Below are 15,563 nucleotides of genomic sequence, written 5' to 3'. Positions count from 1 at the left end.
GGGCTTTTCAGGTGTTGCGTATTCTGGGTAGTTTGGGCGCTTGCCAATAGGCGCCTGTATCTTCACGGGCTTTTTCATAGGCCTCGACCCGGCGCATCGCGTCTTCACCGCCTTCTGCAAAGAGATGGCTGAGCAGGCATTCCAGCACCGCCATTGCTCCGGAAAAGCTGGAGAAATGGTGCATGGATCGTGTGCTGACCTGAAGGCTGATATCGGGCCGCAGTCCCGGTGCGATCACGTCGCTATCCGATATCAGGACAATCGGAACGCCACGGTCTGCTGCAAAACGCATGGTTCGGATCGTTTCCGATGAATAGGGGCGTACCGTCATGGCCAGCAGACAGTCCTGAGTGCCTGCGTCCAGCAAATCGTCCGTGGCCGATCCCATATGCCGCGGTACCAGTTGCAGACCGGGGTGGGCCATGCGACCGGCATAATGAAAGTAATAGGCCAGCGCATAGCTGGCGCGTGTCGCCGTGATAAAGCACCTCTGCGCCTTGAGAATAAGGTCTGTGGCCGCTTGAACTTTTGCCGAATCCATCAAACGCAGGGACCGGGTTACGACGTTCAGTTCATTGCGGGCAAAGTCCGCCTGGGCGGCATCAAAAGGCCCCTGAGACCGAAGCCGGGTCAACCAATCCTGTTGCAGGCGATCCTCGCCATCCGTAACCAAAGCCTGACGAAACGGGTTGCGGAAGGCGTCAAAACTATCGAAGCCCATCCTTTGGGCAAGGCGGACGAGAACATTTGAGCTGACGCCGATCTTGACGGCCGTTGTGCGGATCGGGTCAAGACCAAAGTCGCCGGGATGATCGATCACGTATTTCGCCGCTGCCTGAAGTTGTGGCGGCATCTGGTCAATGGTCTTCCGAAGGGTGCTGGTCAGTTGGCTGAGGGTCTCGGTCATATTAGGGAAGAAAACATATGTTTTCAAATTAGCCAATTGAAAACGCTCCCTGTGCGCGTAGATCGACGATCAGCAATGCGGAGCAGCCGATGGCCTACTCGGACAACAAACCATACATCATGGTCGCGCCAAATGGCGCGCGACGCGGGCACGCGGATCATCCGAACCTACCGGTCACCCTGGAAGAGACCGTGGCCACCGCGCGGGCGTGCCAAAAGGCCGGAGCAGATGGTCTGCATCTGCACGTCCGCGACGCGAACGGGCGGCACTCACTGGACGCGGGACGATACCTTGAGGCGATTGGTGAATTGCAAGAACAGGTGCCTGACCTGGATGTTCAGATCACGACCGAGGCAGCCGGTGTCTATGACGTGAGAGCTCAACTCGCCTGCCTGCGTCAGGTGCGGCCCACATGGGCGTCCGTTTCCGTGCGCGAGATAGCGCGTTCTCCCGGGTTGGCGGATCGTGTTTACGGGCTGTGTCACGAGCAAGGCACACAGGTGCAGCATATCCTGTACGATGCCGAGGACGCGGCATTGCTGAGCCAATGGCAGCGCGCGGGTGTCGTTCGGGAAGGGCAGGTGGATCGCCTTTTGGTTCTGGGTCGATACGCAACCGATCAGATATCGTCACCGGAAGATCTGGATCAGTTTCCGCGAGACGCTTCTGGGTGGATGGTGTGTGCATTTGGTCCGCAAGAACATGCCTGCCTATACGCGGCCGCGCGGCAAGGCGCTGATCTGCGGGTCGGGTTTGAAAACAGCATCATGAATTCAAAGCGTCAGACATGGCCCGACAATGCGGCATCCGTTGCGGCGCTGGTTTCTTTGATTGAAGGAGGTTTGCAATGAGCCACGTGTTTCCACGCCATACCAAGGCTGATTTGCCTGTCGCAACTAGGGGCGAGGGGTGCTATCTGATCGACCAAGACGGCAAGCGTTATTTGGATTGTGGTGATGCCGCTGTGTCCTGTTTGGGGCATTCGAACCCTGCGGTCATCAAGGCGGTCCAGCAACAGGTCGAACAGATCGCTTTTGCCCATAGTGGCTTCATGACCTCGGAACCGGCCGAGGCACTGGCGGAATTGCTGATCGACCACGCCCCGGGTGATCTGGACCGGGTGTATTTTGTTTCCGGCGGCTCTGAGGCGACCGAAGCCGCAATCAAGCTGGCGCGGCAGTACTTCCTTGAGGTCGGCCAGCCCGAGCGTCGCCATGTGATCGCGCGCAAGCAGAGCTATCACGGCAACACGCTGGGCGCATTGTCAGCAGGCGGCAACGCTTGGCGCCGGGCGCAGTTTGCACCCATGTTGATCGGGATGACCCACATCGCGGCTTGCTACGAATATGCCGAAAGGGCTGAGGACGAGAGCAGCTTTGACTATGGCCAGCGCATCGCCAATGAGCTTGAGACTGAAATCCTGCGCCTCGGTCCCGACACGGTTATGGCTTTTATGGCGGAACCTGTGGTGGGGGCGACCTTGGGTGCGGTTCCGGCAGTCGAGGGGTATTTCAGACGAATCCGGGAGATCTGTGATCAATACGGCGTGTTGTTGATACTGGATGAGGTCATGTGTGGGATGGGGCGTACTGGCCACCTGTTTGCCTGCGACCATGACGGTGTCAGCCCGGATATCCTGTGTATCGCCAAAGGGTTGGGGGCCGGATATCAGCCGATCGGTGCGATGCTGTGTACGTCGAAAATCTACGACGCCATACGGGATGGATCAGGGTTTTTCCAGCATGGCCATACATATATCGGCCACCCGGTCGCCACGGCTGCCGCTTTGGCAGTGGTGCGGGAGCTAACCACCAAAAATCTTCCAAAACGCGCCGCCGCGATGGGAAACAAGCTGGAAACCGAGTTGAACGCCGCATTTGGTCAGCATACTCATGTGGGTGATATCCGGGGCCGGGGCCTGTTTTGGGGGATGGAATTGGTGGCAAACAGAGCAACCAAAACCCCGTTTGATCCCTCGCTGGGCCTTGCCGGGAAAATCAAGAAAGCCGCCATGGCCGAAGGACTGATCTGCTATCCGATGTCGGGAACCCGCGACGGCAAGACCGGTGATCACATCCTGCTGGCTCCGCCCTTCATCATCGAGGACGCACAGATAGAAGAACTGGTCACAAAGCTATCGTCAGCGTTGAAGACTGCCCTTTGACAAGTGTGTGAGTGATCTTTCGGCTGGCGCGGGTTCGGTTAAGTTGCCAGAACAACAAAGACTGCGAGGCGCTTGAAATTGCTCAAAGATATCTGGTTCAGCTTTCGACAGTTACCGACCTGGGTGCAAATCTGGGTGTCAGTGGTTCTGGTGCCTGTAAACCTGGTGCCACTGGCGTTTCTGGATCAGCCCTATGGCGCAGTGATTGCAGCCTTGGCTGTGCTGGGTATGGCGCTGAACCTGCCGATCATGATTGCCGCGCGTGGCATGTCACGGGCCATGGCCATTCCACATCTTCTGTGCTGGACGCCAATGGTTTTGATCGTTGTCTATGTCCTGAACACCCACACGGACCTTGTGCCGATCTACGCGCAATTCCTGTTGGTGTTGCTGGTGGTGGACCTGATTTCGTTGGGATTTGATTTGCGAGACGCGATTTTGTGGACCAAAGGCGGCAAAGCGCAGTAGAGGCTGCGCAGAAAAAAAGCCCCCTTGGTATCAAGGGGGCGTTCGCAATCGGGTTTATTTCTGCGGCAGCGGGCCGATCATCATGATCATCTGACGGCCTTCCATCTTCGGCATGTTTTCGACCTTGCCGATTTCCTTGATGTCCTCGGCCACACGTTCCAGCAACTCACGGCCCAGATTCTGGTGCGCCATTTCACGGCCCCGGAATCGCAAGGTCACTTTCACCTTGTCGCCATTCTCAAGGAACTTGAACACGTTGCGCATTTTGACATCATAGTCATGGGTGTCGGTGTTGGGCCGGAACTTGACCTCTTTGACCTCGATGACTTTTTGCTTTTTACGCGCTTCGGCTTCGCGTTTCTGCGTTTCGTATTTGAACTTGCCAAAGTCCATAATCTTGCAGACCGGAGGGTTTGCATTTGGTGAAATCTCGACCAGATCCAGACCGGCTTCGTCCGCAAGTTGCATGGCTTTGGCGGGATGAACCACCCCGACATTTTCACCTTCGGCGCCAATCAGGCGAATTTCGGGGGCACGGATCTTATCATTGACGCGCGGGCCAGTATCTCTCTGGGGCGGCGCGTTGTGAGGTCTGCGGGCTATGGGTTCATTCCTTTGATGATTGCAGAATTTCGAGCCCGGAATTTAGACCGGTGCGCACAGCGTTTCAAGCAGCATAGTTGCTCAAAGGTCGGAAATTCCCGTGATTTAGCGCGGGAAACTGCTGGCCGGGGCAGGAAAGACCCGACCAGAGTTGTCGATCAGCCAACAAAAGCCTTTTCGATGACGAATTCCTTGGGTTCCGAGTTTGCGCCTTCGCGCAGGCCGAACTCTTCCAGAATTTCCTTGATGTCCAGGTTGAACGCCAAAGAACCGCAGACCATCGCGCGGTCTGTTTCGGGCTTGATACCGCCGTCGATCCCCAGATCCGCAAACACGGTGCCGTCTTTCAGCAGGTTTGTGATGCGGCCCATCTTGGGGCTCTCTTCCCGGGTCGTGGTCGGGTAATAACGGATCTTGTCGGCAAACCCCTCGCCGATCAGTTCAGCCAACAATTCGTCCTGACGGACGCTCTCGATCAACTGGCGGCCATATTCCAGCTCAGCCACTTCGCGGCAGGTATGGGTGATGATGACCTCGTCATAATCCTCGTAGGTCTGCGGTTCGCGCAGCAGCGACGCAAACGGGGCGAAGCCAGTGCCGGTGGCAAAGAACCACAGGCGCTTGCCGGGCAGCAGGGCGTCATGAACCAGCGTGCCGACGGGTTTGGGGCGCAGGATGATCTGGTCGCCCGGTTTGATATGCTGCAGTTTTGAGGTCAGCGGGCCGTCTTGTACCTTGATCGAGTAGAACTCCAACTCTTCATCCCACGAGGGCGATGCGATGGAATAGGCGCGCAGCAGAGGTTTCTGACGGCCTGTCTTGGGGTCCGGGTCACCCATAAGGCCGATCATCACGAACTCACCCGAGCGGAACCGCAGCGTGGCCGGGCGTGACACTTTGAACGAGAACAGGCTGTCGGTCCAATGCTTTACATCGGTCACGGTCTGGGCATCCGGCAGAACTGGGGCCTTCACGGCGGTGGCTTCGGTCACGGGTTTCATCTCTGTCATCGTTTCACTGTCAGTCTGCTAAACCGACATCTCCGTTTAATCTTTGATCCAAGTCAGGAAAAGGGACGAAATGCCCCTTTGATGTCACAAGCTGGCGATGGTTGTTTCAGCCGCGCAGGCGGGACTGATAGCTATGGTCTTTCCAGTTGGCGCGCGACAGCCACTGATCTTCGGGCTGGCGGGTGGCGAGGGAATCGTCGATTTCGACCTCGTCAAACCCGCTGCGCCGCGCCATCGCGTATTGGTCGGCCAGTACGTGACCTTTGGCGCGTAACCGGCCAGTATACCCTTTCAGGCGCAGGACGCGCGCAATGGTGAAACCGCGACCATCTGCGGAAGACGGAAAGTCCACGCGCACCATCTGCGCGCTGCCCAGACGGTCAATCAGCTCATCCGGGTCGGTATCCGAGGCCACATCCAGCGCGACCACATCATTGGCCGCGTCTTCCAGCGTGACAAACCCGTCTGTCCAGTCATCGGGGGAAAACCCCGCATCCGATACGATTACGTTCATGTGTTCTCTCCGGCGCGCATCATCTTGCCATCGACAAAATGGATGCCGCATTCTTCCTTGTTCTGATCGCGCCAGCGTCCGGCGCGGGGGTCTTCGCCCTGTTTGACCGGCGAGGTGCAGGGCGCACAGCCGATCGAAGGGTATCCTTTGGCCACCAGCGGATGCCGGGGCAGGTTGTTTTCTTCCATATAGGCGCACACATCCTCGGGCGCCCAATGGGCCAGCGGGTTGACTTTGATCCGGCCGGTGCCGTCCTCGACCTCAAAGAAATCGAGCGTTGAGCGGGACCCGGCCTGAAACCGTTTGCGCCCGGTGATCCAGCCGTCATAGCCCAGCAACGCCTGCTGCAGCGGGAAGGTCTTGCGCAGGTTACAGCACGCATCCATGTCCCGCAGACGCAGCGCGCCATAGGGGTCTTCGCGTTGCACATCCTCATCATCCGCGCGGATGATCCTGACATTGCGCAGGCCCAGACGCTCGCTGACCTCCTGCTGGTATTCCAGCGTTTCGGTGAACAGCATCTGCGTGTCGATGAACAGCACCGGGGTCATCTTGTCGACCACCGCTGCCATATGCAGCAAGACCACAGATTCCGCGCCAAAGCTGGACACCAGGGCCAGATCCTCGATCTGTTCCGAGGCACCATGCATCACGTCATGGGCGCTGTGGTGGCGGAACCGGGCATTCAGTTCGCTGACCTTTTCGGTCAGCTCACGTCGTTCCCGGCCCAGTTCCGTCTGGATCAGATCAAGCGGCATTCGCTCGCGCCTCGGGGTAAAGAGCCGCCTTGAACGGAGCCATGCCAACACGGCGATAGGTCTCGAGGAAGGTTTCTTCGGCGCTCTCACGCTGGTTCAGATAGGTATCAACGATACGCTCAACCGCTGGCACGATCTCATCATAGGCAAAGCCCGGACCGGTGCGGTCGCCGATTGCTGCGTTTTCTGATCCGTCACCGCCCAGAGTGATCTGGTAGTTTTCGACGCCCGCGCGATCCAGACCCAGAATGCCGATATGGCCGACATGGTGGTGACCACAGGCGTTGATGCAGCCCGAGATCTTGATCTTCAGGTGACCGATATCATGCTCCAGCTTCAGTTCATCGAAACGCGTTGCGATTTCCTGTGCAACCGGGATCGAACGGGCCGTTGCCAGCGCGCAATAGTCCATGCCGGGGCAGGCGATGATATCGCTGATCAGGCCGATATTGGCGGTCGCCAGCTCGTATTCCTTCAGCTTGGCATGGATCGCGGGTAGGTCCGATTTGTGGACATGCGGCAGGATCACGTTCTGCTCATGGCTGATGCGCAGCTCGTCATAGGCGAACTCTTCGGCCAGATCGGCCATCACGCGCATCTGCTCGGCGGTTGCATCCCCCGGCGTCGCGCCGTGTTTCTTGATCGAGATGGTGACAATCGCGTGGTCCGCATTCTTGTGCGGCGCGATGTTTGTATCGACCCAGGACCGGAAGACCGGATCGTTGGTGTAGGCACCTTCAAACGACGCAACCGAGGCGTCACGGAAGGCAGGCGCCGCAAAGTGGCCCTTGATCTCTTCCAGCAGGTTCATATCCGCGCCTTTGAACTGCGGGCGGACCTGCAGGAAGCGCTCGTTCACCTTGGCGCGGATGGCGTCGATGCCATGCTCATGCACAGTGATCTTGATGCGCGCCTTGTACTTGTTGTCGCGGCGGCCGATCTGGTTCCACACGGACACGGTGGCCTCAAGGTAGGCCAGCAGATCGTCAAAGGCGACGAAGTCAGACAGTTCCTTGCCGATCATAGGTGTACGGCCCAGACCGCCGCCGACGATGACGCGGGCACCCAGGACGCCGTCACGCTCGACCAGTTGCAGGCCGATATCATGCGCCTTGATCACGGCACGGTCATTTTCGGACCCGGTGATGGCGATCTTGAATTTTCGCGGCATGAACTGAAACTCCGGGTGGTCGGTCGACCACTGGCGCAGCAGTTCGGCATAGGGGCGCGGGTCGGCGACCTCATCCGCGGCGGCGCCGGCGAAATGGTCGGCGGTCACGTTGCGGATGGTGTTGCCGCTGGTTTGGATGGCGTGCATGCCAACCTCGGCCAGTGCGTCCAGCATATCCGGGACGTCCTGCAGCTTGGGCCAGTTGTACTGGATGTTCTGGCGGGTGGTGAAATGGCCATAGCCCTTGTCCCACTTTTCAGCCAGCAGGGCCAGTTGGCGCATCTGCGCGCTGCTGAGCGTGCCATAGGGGATGGCGACCCGCAGCATATAGGCGTGCAATTGCAGATACAGACCGTTCATCAGCCGCAGGGGCTTGAATTCGTCTTCGGTCAGCGAGCCGTCAATACGGCGCTCAACCTGAGCGCGGAACTGCTTGTTGCGCTCGGCCAGGAATGCTGTGTCAAACTCGGAGTAGCGATACATGTCTAGCTGTCCTTAGGTGCAGCCCCAGATCTGGGGCCTTTTGGGGAGAGAGGGGCCAGAGATCAGGCCCGGGGCTGCGTTTGGGTTTCCTGCTTGCCATGGGCATAGTTCGAGGGTCCGGTGCGGCGGAACTCCTCACGGAAATGGGTGGGTTCGGGGCCGTTGTCGCCAGAGGTTGCATCGGCCAGATAGGCCCCGACAATTTTGTTTGCCTGACGCGCGGCATCCAGCAGGCGCACCTGCGCGTGGGCCTCATCAGTGATCAATTCGGCTTCGGACAACTCACGCGACCAGCGATCGTCTTCGGTCAGGTAAATCACGTCGCCTTCCAACAGGTCATTGGCGGTGACGACTTTGGGAGTAAAAGCGCGGGCCATCAGGCGTGCTCCTTCTTGAATTCGGTCAGGGCCCGGGCCGCGTCGCGCGGGGCAAGGCCGTAAAATGTAAGGGCCGGGCCGTCCATTTCAGCATCGGCCAGATCAGCTGGCAGCCGCTCAAGTACGGTCGCCAGAATACGCTGATCCGGGCGCGAGGCGTTTTCGACCAGCGTGACAGGCGTTTGGCGATCTGCACCATGCATGATCAGACGGCCCTGAATGAAACGGGCAGATTTCTTGCCCATGTAGATCGCTGCCACGGACCCGGCGCGTGCCAGGGCATTCCAGTCATGATCAGCAAAGCCTTTCATGTCGTGGCCGGTCAGAAAACGGACCGACGCATTGCGGCCCCGACGTGTAAGGCTTTGCCCGATCCCTGCTACCGCTGCCGAGGCCGCCGTGATGCCGGGTATGATCTGCCACGGAATGCCTGCGGCTTCGACCGCTTCAATCTCTTCGTCAAGACGTCCAAAGACGGTCGGATCGCCGGACTTGAGCCGCACAACGCGCTGACCTTGCAAAGCGTATTCCACAAGCAGCGAGTCGATGTCTTCCTGTTTCCAGGACGGACCAAACCCAGCCTTGCCCACATCAACCAGTGCAGCGGTCGCGCCCGCGATTTCCAGAACCTGTGCGCTGATAAGGCGGTCATGCAGCACGACATCCGCGCGCTCGAACGCTTTGAGCGCTTTGAGCGTCAGCAAATCCGGATCACCCGGACCGGCGCCGACAAAATCGACGTGGCCCTTGCCGATATGAGACTCCGCTACTTTCATGACCTGTCCCGGTTGATTTGACTTGCCTTGATATATAGGAAATATTCCCGGTATTGCGCCATATGGCGGAAAAAATAAGAACAAACGTTCCAACTGGTCGCGGTTTTGGAACGAAAGTTTCGAAACGTAAGGAAAGTTGGAATGTCGGTGCGCATAGACGACACAGATCGGAAAATTCTGGCAGAGCTACAGCGCGATGCAAGCCAATCGCTGGACGAAATAGCGGCCCGCGTCGGCAGTTCCAAGACGCCTGTCTGGAATCGCATTCGCAAACTCAAAAGCGCCGGAATCATTGGCCAACAAACGGTTTTGCTGGATGCCGAAGCGCTGGGATTTGAAGCCACGTTCTTTGTTTTGATCCGAACGTCTGAACACGAAGCGGATTGGCAGCGAAGGTTTCTGAAGGCGCTGCGCGACCAGCCGGAAGTGCAAGAGGCGCACCGGCTCGCTGGCGACATCGACTATATTCTGAAAGTACGCGTGAAGAATGCCCGTGCCTATGATCAGTTTTATCAAACGCTGATCTCGGAGGTGCGGGTTCACAATGTGACCGCTCTTTTGTCGATGGAAGAAATCAAATCCACTACGATGTTGCCGCTCAACGCGTTGGCGGACATGTAGGGCTTGCAAAATAGGGGGCGCTGCCCCCGCCGCCAGTGCCGGGCGACTCCCCCGGGATATTTATTGGCCAGATGAACATGGGATCCAGACTTCATCTGACTAAAAATATCCCCGCCGGAGGCATCGCGCGGTAGCGCGATTTACATTCCCGTGGTCAGTCAGCGGTGAACCACCAGGCGTTCAAGGCCGTGAAAGTGGTATGTGTTTGAATAGGCTGGTTGTCCGGTCAGTCTCAGGGTGGGGCATCTGTCGAACAGGATTGGCAAAGCGATTCGCATCTCCAGCCGCGCCAGCGGCGCGCCGAGGCAGAAATGGAGACCGCCGCCAAAACCTGTGTGGGTTTGAATCGGCCGCATTGGATCAAAGTGATTGGGGTTTGTCCAAACCGCCGGGTCGCGATTGGCTGAACCGAGCAAGAGCGCGATTTGATCGCCTCGCTGAAAACGATGTCCGAATGTGTCGACCGTCTCATACGCATACCGGGTGAACATGTGCAGCGGTGGGTCAAAGCGCAGGATTTCTTCGGTGGTGCCATCGATGGCGTCCGGCTGGAAAGCCGCGGTGTCGGTTTGAGATTGCAACAGCGTCCTGACACCATTTCCCAACGCATGCACCGTGGCTTCGTGACCAGCGTTCAACAGCAGGATACATGTGGCGATTAGTTCGTCATGTGACAGTTTCTCACCATCTTCTTCTGCAGCGATGAGGCGGGTGATCAGGTCATCCCGGGGCTGGCTGCGCCGTTGTTCGATGTACCGGGCCAGGAAATCGGTGAACTCCTGGGCGGACCGAGCCGCTTGGCGCTGGGTCTCTTGTGTTCGGCTGGCTTGGTACATAGCGACCATGTCATGGGACCACCCAAGCAGGTTCGGGGCCATTTCTTCCGGGACACCGAGAAGACGGCAGATGGTGACGACCGGAATGTCGGTGCAGTAGGCTGCGAGCAGGTCAAACGATCCCTTGGGGAAGCGATCGATCAGATCGTGACACAAGGTGTCGATCCCAGGGGCAAGAGCTGAAATTGCCCGTGAGGTAAACGCACGCGTGACTAAAGCCCGCAGTCGCGTGTGTCGGGGCGGTTCGGCGTCGAGCAGGGAATGCGCCTCGACCGCCAGCCAGGGCGCGAGGTGGTCGGAGCCCGGTGTCCGCAGCTCTGATGGCATTTCACGACCAAAGCGCCGATCCCGCAGCAGCGCATGAACAGACCTGTGCGAGACTGCGGCGACCATGTCATATTCGGTCCAGTACACCAGATCACCATGGACCCTGGCAGCATCATAAAACGGATAGGGGTCCTGTACGAAACCGGGTGCGGTCGGGGATTGAGACAGTCTCTTCATGCCGCGCACACTTGCCATGAGGCGCGGTGAATGCAAGACCCTAGGACATGCAAAGGTTTTGGGTCATTGCCGGATTTCTTTTGGCGGTCGGAGTTCTATCTTGGTCCGTGTGGTCTTATGGCTATCGGCAGGCGGTGTCGCAACTGAGTGAAAAGGCCGAAGCGGATCTGGAATTGGCCGCGGACCGGTTGAGCACACATTTACAGGTCTATCAGGAGTTGGCCGTTCTGATGGCCGGTCATCCGGTTCTCAGCGATCTGGACGCGCAGGCCAATCGAGCCACGGCGCAAACCTTGTTGTTGGAGGTTGCAGACAAGACCGCCGCGGTTGATGTGTTTTATGCAGATCGTTCAGGTCGGGTTCTGGCGGCTGCGCATGACGTCGTGGCGGGCTCGGTGGCGGAAAATCCGGCATTTGAAAGGGCGATGCAAGGGGCTTTGGGCAGTGCGCATGGGGTTCTGCCGGGCCTTGGCACTCGCATCTTTACTTACGCGTCACCGGATTTTGATGAAGATGGCGCGGTGGCCGGGGCATTGATGGTCATTGCCAATGTGGAAGACATCGAACAGACGTGGCGCGGCAGTACCGAGGCCGTGTTTTTTGTCGACCGCTCTGGTCTTGTTTTCATCTCAAACAGATCAGAGTTGCTGATGTGGCGCCGTCAAATCGGTGAGTTGGGTTTGACACCACCTGACGAACAGGACCTTCCTTTCCGGGCTAGACGGCTGGGACCATTCGAGTTGTGGACCTTGAATTGGGGGCCGTATTTGCCCCAGCACGCTTTGCATCTGGTTCGTGATCTGCCGGTGATCGGCCTGACCGGTGAGGTCTTGATGGATGTTGCACCAGCCCGGCGCTTGGCAGGGCTGCAAACCGCAACGGTCGCCGCGATCTGTCTGGCGTTTGGAGCTTTGCTTTTTCTGGCGACGGAACGCAGGCGCACCTTGGCCGAAGCGAATACGGTGCTGGAAAGCCGTGTTGAAAAGCGGACGCAGGATCTGACAGTGGCCAATACGGCATTGCGTCGGGAAATCGCGGAACGGCAAGAGGCAGAAGCCGCGCTCAAGCGGGCACAGGCTGATCTTGTGCAGGCTGGGAAACTCAGCGCTTTGGGGCAGATGTCTGCCGGCATCAGCCACGAGTTGAATCAACCTTTGATGGCGATCCGGCAATTCGCTGACAACGGGTCCGCTTTCCTACAGCGTGGACAAGAAGAAAAAACCGCCGACAATCTTGGCCGTATTTCCGATCTGGCGGCCCGCATGGCGCGGATTATCAAGAACCTGCGGGCGTTCGCCCGGAATGAAAGCGAACCGATGGGGCGCGTCGATTTGGTTCAGGTGTTGACCGCTGCCGTCGAACTGACGGAACCGCGTCTTAGAGAGGATGATGTCGCATTGAAATGGACGGCCCCCACCAAGCCGGTTTTTGTCTGGGGGGGCGAGGTGCGTCTGGTGCAGGTCTTCGTCAACCTGATCAACAACGCAGCGGACGCGATGGCGGGGCAACCGCGCCGCGAAATCATGATTTCATTGACCGAAGGATCGCGTCTGCGGGTGTCCGTCCGGGACACGGGCCCTGGCATTCAAGACCCCGATCGGGTGTTTGAGCCGTTCTATTCCACCAAATCCGTTGGGTCTTCTGAAGGGATGGGGCTGGGCCTTTCAATCTCATACGGGCTGGTACAGAGCTTCGGCGGCGACATTCGCGGTGCGAATACGGCAGAAGGGGCCGAGTTCACGGTTGAATTGGAACCGTGCCGAAAGGAACAGGCAGCATGACGCGTATTGTGTTGTTGGTGGATGATGATGCGTCGGTGCGCGAGGCTCTGTCCCAGACGCTTGAATTGGCCGGCTATGCACCGATCACAATGGGGTCGTTTGTCGCTGCCAAAGATCACATTCGGACGGAATTTTCTGGTGTCATCCTCTCGGACATCAGGATGCCGGGGCGGGATGGGTTTCATCTTTTGTCTTATGCTCAGGACGTGGACCCGGAGCTGCCCGTCATTCTGCTGACGGGCGAAGGCGACATTCCGATGGCGGTGCAGGCCATGGGGCAGGGCGCGTTCGATTTTCTGGAAAAGCCCTGCGCGGCCGCAGATTTGCTGGCGGTTCTGGATCGGGCCTTTGCTGCGCGGTCTCAGGTTATCGAACAGCGCGCACTGAAATCTGAACTCGAACGGGGGGATCCCGCGGCGCGGCTGTTGTTCGGCCTGTCCCCGCAGGCCGAGGCCTTGAGGCAGCGCGTGCGCAGCGTTGCGTCGACGGGGGCCGAGGTGCTGGTGACCGGACCGGCGGGCAGTGGCATCTCCAAGGTGGCCGAGGTTGTGCATCTGATGTCGCCCGTGGGGCAGGGTCCGTTTGTTAAGCGCGCCGCGGCAGGGCTGAGCGCTGACGATCTGGTGCGTGGATGTGAGGACGCGGCGGGCGGGTCACTTTTTTTGGACGAGATATCGGCCATGTCCCAGGCCACGCAATATGCGGCCCTCGATCTGATCGAACGCGGACCAGGCGCGCGGATCATTGCAGGCACAACAGCTGATCTGTCCACGTTGTCTGCCGAAGGCGGGTTCAACGCGGACCTGTATTATCGATTGGATGTGATGCGCGTGCGTATACCGTCATTGGCAGAACGGCCCGAGGATATTCCAATCATTTTTAGACACTATGTTGCGCAAGCAGCCGAGCAGGCGGGCATTGCTGAGCCGGAGATTACGCCTCAGCATCTCGCGTCCTTGATGGCCAGCGATTGGCCGGGCAATGCGCGGTCGCTGATGTCGGCCGCGATGCGGTTTGTTTTGGGTATGCCAGAGGACGTGACGCAAGCGGCTGATCTGGGTTTGAGCGAGCAGATGGCGCGGGTGGAACGCTCGTTGCTGGTTGCGGCCTTGGGGCGGCACAACGGAAGAGCGTCTGACGCGGCCCGAGCCCTGAAGCTGCCGCGCAAGACGTTTTATGACAAGCTGGCGCGGTACCAGATTCGACCCGAGGATTATCGGCGCTAAGGAAAGCTCCCGCCACCTTTCGCCGCATTTGCATGCGGTGAAAGCTGTTGGGCCGGGCAGCCCGCCGAGGCGGGCTGCTGGATCACCCCAGATGATTCGAAATGTGATTCGGAAACAGTGCGGAATTCCGCACAGCAGGACAAAGCGGTGTGCGGATTTCCGCACAACGGGGATGTCTCAGAAAATGGATACGTGAGATATTTGTTTTAAGTTCATGTTATTTATAAAAAATTAGCGTGTCACGCCGAAAGGTTCCAAAGTGTTGTGCGGGCAGACCTGAGTCGTTTCACTGCCCAACATACGGCTCCAAACTGGGGCCGAAGGGACATTTCTTGGAAGTCTGGGAGGAGAACAGATGAAAATCCTGACAACAGCCGCCACGGCGCTGGCACTGGCCGTAACCGCCACAGCAGGCATTGCGGCCTGCGACGATGGCGAGATCGTCGTCAAGTTTGCGCATGTAACGAACACGGACAAGCACCCCAAGGGCATCGCGGCCTCGATGCTGGAGCAGCGCGTCAATGACGAGATGCAGGGTGTGATGTGCATGGAGGTCTATCCGAACTCCACGCTCTACAATGACGACAAGGTGCTGGAGGCGATGCTGCAAGGCGACGTTCAGCTGGCCGCTCCGTCCTTGTCCAAGTTCGAAAAGTTCACCAAGCAGTTCCGCCTGTTCGACCTGCCGTTCATGTTCAAGAACATCGATGCAGTAGATGCATTCCAGGCCTCGGCCGATGGTCAGGCGATGAAGGACAGCATGCAGCGCCGGGGTTTGCAGGGGCTGGCCTTCTGGCACAACGGCATGAAACAGATGTCGGCAAACACGCCTCTGGTTGATCCGTCAGATGCGGATGGGCTGAAGTTCCGCGTGCAGTCATCGGACGTGCTGGTGGCGCAGATGGAAGCCATCGGTGGCAGCCCTCAAAAAATGGCCTTTTCGGAAGTTTATGGCGCGCTGCAGCAGGGTGTTGTGGACGGTCAGGAAAACACGTGGTCGAACATCTACGGCAAGAAGTTCTTCGAGGTTCAGGATGGCATCACCGAAACCAACCACGGTATCATTGACTATCTGGTCGTGACCTCTGTGGATTGGCTGGATAGCCTGGACCCGGAAGTCCGCGACCAGTTCATGACTATTCTGACCGAAGTGACCGAGACCCGGAACAAGGAAGCCTTTGCCGTAAACGAGGCGGCCAAGGCCTCGATCACGGACGCAGGCGGCATCATCCGGGAACTGAACCCGGAACAGCGTCAGGCCTGGGTCGATGCGATGAAGCCCGTTTGGGATCAGTTTGCCGGTGACGTGGGTCAGGAAAAGATCGACGCCGCGCAGGCCATCAACGCCGGGTTCTGATCTCGGT

The 15,563-nt window shown here is 58.5% G+C and carries 16 protein-coding genes; 7 read left to right on the top strand and 9 right to left on the bottom strand.

Features of this window, described 5'->3' with window-relative positions; genetic code table 11:
- Window positions 1-7: 7 nt before the first annotated feature.
- Window positions 8-943, bottom strand: a complete 936-nt coding sequence (locus ACR0L4_RS04385) for a MurR/RpiR family transcriptional regulator (protein ID WP_480510848.1) — start codon at window positions 941-943, stop codon at window positions 8-10.
- Between the two features lie 53 nt (window positions 944-996).
- Between ACR0L4_RS04385 and ACR0L4_RS04380 the strand changes: the two genes are divergently transcribed.
- The 3 genes from ACR0L4_RS04380 to ACR0L4_RS04370 all read left to right on the top strand — a co-directional run bounded on the left by ACR0L4_RS04380 (window position 997) and on the right by ACR0L4_RS04370 (window position 3,539).
- A complete protein-coding gene (locus tag ACR0L4_RS04380) occupies window positions 997-1,758 on the top strand; it encodes a beta-keto acid cleavage family enzyme (protein ID WP_480510846.1) in 762 nt (253 codons plus the stop codon).
- On the top strand, window positions 1,755-3,071 hold the full coding sequence (locus tag ACR0L4_RS04375; RefSeq protein WP_480510844.1) for an aspartate aminotransferase family protein: 1,317 nt from the start codon (window positions 1,755-1,757) through the stop codon (window positions 3,069-3,071). The genes ACR0L4_RS04380 and ACR0L4_RS04375 overlap by 4 nt, the downstream gene beginning before the upstream one ends.
- A 78-nt stretch (window positions 3,072-3,149) precedes the next feature.
- On the top strand, window positions 3,150-3,539 hold the full coding sequence (locus ACR0L4_RS04370) for a hypothetical protein (RefSeq protein ID WP_480510842.1): 390 nt from the start codon (window positions 3,150-3,152) through the stop codon (window positions 3,537-3,539).
- Between the two features lie 54 nt (window positions 3,540-3,593).
- Here ACR0L4_RS04370 and infC read toward each other — a convergent pair whose 3' ends face one another.
- The 7 genes from infC to cobA form a co-directional block, all read right to left on the bottom strand.
- Window positions 3,594-4,055: a translation initiation factor IF-3 gene (infC, locus tag ACR0L4_RS04365; RefSeq protein WP_480511146.1), complete on the bottom strand. Its 462-nt coding sequence runs from the start codon at window positions 4,053-4,055 to the stop codon at window positions 3,594-3,596.
- Window positions 4,056-4,300: 245 nt separating this feature from the next.
- Window positions 4,301-5,152, bottom strand: a complete 852-nt coding sequence (locus ACR0L4_RS04360; RefSeq protein ID WP_170749055.1) for a ferredoxin--NADP reductase — start codon at window positions 5,150-5,152, stop codon at window positions 4,301-4,303.
- A 106-nt stretch (window positions 5,153-5,258) separates the two neighbouring features.
- Complete coding sequence (locus ACR0L4_RS04355; protein WP_170749054.1) at window positions 5,259-5,666, bottom strand: DUF934 domain-containing protein; 408 nt, start codon at window positions 5,664-5,666, stop codon at window positions 5,259-5,261.
- Window positions 5,663-6,424 carry a phosphoadenylyl-sulfate reductase gene (locus ACR0L4_RS04350; protein WP_480510840.1) on the bottom strand — a complete coding sequence of 254 codons (762 nt, stop codon included), beginning with the start codon at window positions 6,422-6,424 and terminating at the stop codon, window positions 5,663-5,665. The genes ACR0L4_RS04355 and ACR0L4_RS04350 overlap by 4 nt, the downstream gene beginning before the upstream one ends.
- The gene (locus ACR0L4_RS04345; protein ID WP_480510838.1) at window positions 6,414-8,078 is read right to left on the bottom strand and encodes a nitrite/sulfite reductase; all 1,665 of its coding nucleotides are present in this window, start codon (window positions 8,076-8,078) and stop codon (window positions 6,414-6,416) included. Before ACR0L4_RS04345 ends, ACR0L4_RS04350 begins: the two co-directional genes overlap by 11 nt.
- A 62-nt stretch (window positions 8,079-8,140) precedes the next feature.
- Complete coding sequence (locus ACR0L4_RS04340) at window positions 8,141-8,455, bottom strand: DUF2849 domain-containing protein (RefSeq protein ID WP_170749051.1); 315 nt, start codon at window positions 8,453-8,455, stop codon at window positions 8,141-8,143.
- Window positions 8,455-9,231: a uroporphyrinogen-III C-methyltransferase gene (gene cobA, locus ACR0L4_RS04335; RefSeq protein ID WP_480510835.1), complete on the bottom strand. Its 777-nt coding sequence runs from the start codon at window positions 9,229-9,231 to the stop codon at window positions 8,455-8,457. The genes ACR0L4_RS04340 and cobA overlap by 1 nt, the downstream gene beginning before the upstream one ends.
- 141 nt (window positions 9,232-9,372) lie before the next feature.
- Between cobA and ACR0L4_RS04330 the strand changes: the two genes are divergently transcribed.
- Complete coding sequence (locus tag ACR0L4_RS04330; protein WP_170749049.1) at window positions 9,373-9,852, top strand: Lrp/AsnC family transcriptional regulator; 480 nt, start codon at window positions 9,373-9,375, stop codon at window positions 9,850-9,852.
- A gap of 158 nt (window positions 9,853-10,010) precedes the next feature.
- On the opposite strand, the gene ACR0L4_RS04325 is transcribed toward ACR0L4_RS04330, so the two are convergent.
- Complete coding sequence (locus tag ACR0L4_RS04325) at window positions 10,011-11,192, bottom strand: cytochrome P450 (protein WP_480510833.1); 1,182 nt, start codon at window positions 11,190-11,192, stop codon at window positions 10,011-10,013.
- A gap of 47 nt (window positions 11,193-11,239) precedes the next feature.
- Here ACR0L4_RS04325 and ACR0L4_RS04320 point away from each other — a divergent pair, with 47 nt between their 5' ends.
- From ACR0L4_RS04320 to ACR0L4_RS04310, 3 genes are all read left to right on the top strand, one after another.
- Window positions 11,240-12,973: a sensor histidine kinase gene (locus ACR0L4_RS04320; RefSeq protein WP_480510831.1), complete on the top strand. Its 1,734-nt coding sequence runs from the start codon at window positions 11,240-11,242 to the stop codon at window positions 12,971-12,973.
- Window positions 12,970-14,199 carry a sigma-54-dependent transcriptional regulator gene (locus tag ACR0L4_RS04315; RefSeq protein ID WP_480510829.1) on the top strand — a complete coding sequence of 410 codons (1,230 nt, stop codon included), beginning with the start codon at window positions 12,970-12,972 and terminating at the stop codon, window positions 14,197-14,199. The genes ACR0L4_RS04320 and ACR0L4_RS04315 overlap by 4 nt, the downstream gene beginning before the upstream one ends.
- A 355-nt stretch (window positions 14,200-14,554) precedes the next feature.
- Window positions 14,555-15,556 carry a DctP family TRAP transporter solute-binding subunit gene (locus ACR0L4_RS04310; RefSeq protein WP_480510827.1) on the top strand — a complete coding sequence of 334 codons (1,002 nt, stop codon included), beginning with the start codon at window positions 14,555-14,557 and terminating at the stop codon, window positions 15,554-15,556.
- The last annotated feature ends 7 nt before the right edge of the window (window positions 15,557-15,563 follow it).

The organism is Ruegeria sp. AB5 (assembly GCF_056542645.1).
The sequence above is the reverse complement of the archived record's forward strand: the minus strand, read 5'-3'. Positions and strand labels throughout refer to the sequence as shown.

What these genes read in the sequence shown, in the direction of transcription:
- ACR0L4_RS04350 (WP_480510840.1), bottom strand. Translation starts at nt 6,424, where the DNA reads ATGCCGCTTGATCTGATCCAGACGGAACTGGGCCGGGAACGACGTGAG.
- ACR0L4_RS04345 (WP_480510838.1), bottom strand. Translation starts at nt 8,078, where the DNA reads ATGTATCGCTACTCCGAGTTTGACACAGCATTCCTGGCCGAGCGCAAC.
- ACR0L4_RS04340 (WP_170749051.1), bottom strand. Translation starts at nt 8,455, where the DNA reads ATGGCCCGCGCTTTTACTCCCAAAGTCGTCACCGCCAATGACCTGTTG.
- ACR0L4_RS04360 (WP_170749055.1), bottom strand. Translation starts at nt 5,152, where the DNA reads ATGACAGAGATGAAACCCGTGACCGAAGCCACCGCCGTGAAGGCCCCA.
- ACR0L4_RS04325 (WP_480510833.1), bottom strand. Translation starts at nt 11,192, where the DNA reads ATGAAGAGACTGTCTCAATCCCCGACCGCACCCGGTTTCGTACAGGAC.
- ACR0L4_RS04310 (WP_480510827.1), top strand. Translation starts at nt 14,555, where the DNA reads ATGAAAATCCTGACAACAGCCGCCACGGCGCTGGCACTGGCCGTAACC.
- ACR0L4_RS04375 (WP_480510844.1), top strand. Translation starts at nt 1,755, where the DNA reads ATGAGCCACGTGTTTCCACGCCATACCAAGGCTGATTTGCCTGTCGCA.
- ACR0L4_RS04330 (WP_170749049.1), top strand. Translation starts at nt 9,373, where the DNA reads ATGTCGGTGCGCATAGACGACACAGATCGGAAAATTCTGGCAGAGCTA.
- ACR0L4_RS04320 (WP_480510831.1), top strand. Translation starts at nt 11,240, where the DNA reads ATGCAAAGGTTTTGGGTCATTGCCGGATTTCTTTTGGCGGTCGGAGTT.
- cobA (WP_480510835.1), bottom strand. Translation starts at nt 9,231, where the DNA reads ATGAAAGTAGCGGAGTCTCATATCGGCAAGGGCCACGTCGATTTTGTC.
- ACR0L4_RS04355 (WP_170749054.1), bottom strand. Translation starts at nt 5,666, where the DNA reads ATGAACGTAATCGTATCGGATGCGGGGTTTTCCCCCGATGACTGGACA.
- ACR0L4_RS04315 (WP_480510829.1), top strand. Translation starts at nt 12,970, where the DNA reads ATGACGCGTATTGTGTTGTTGGTGGATGATGATGCGTCGGTGCGCGAG.
- ACR0L4_RS04380 (WP_480510846.1), top strand. Translation starts at nt 997, where the DNA reads ATGGCCTACTCGGACAACAAACCATACATCATGGTCGCGCCAAATGGC.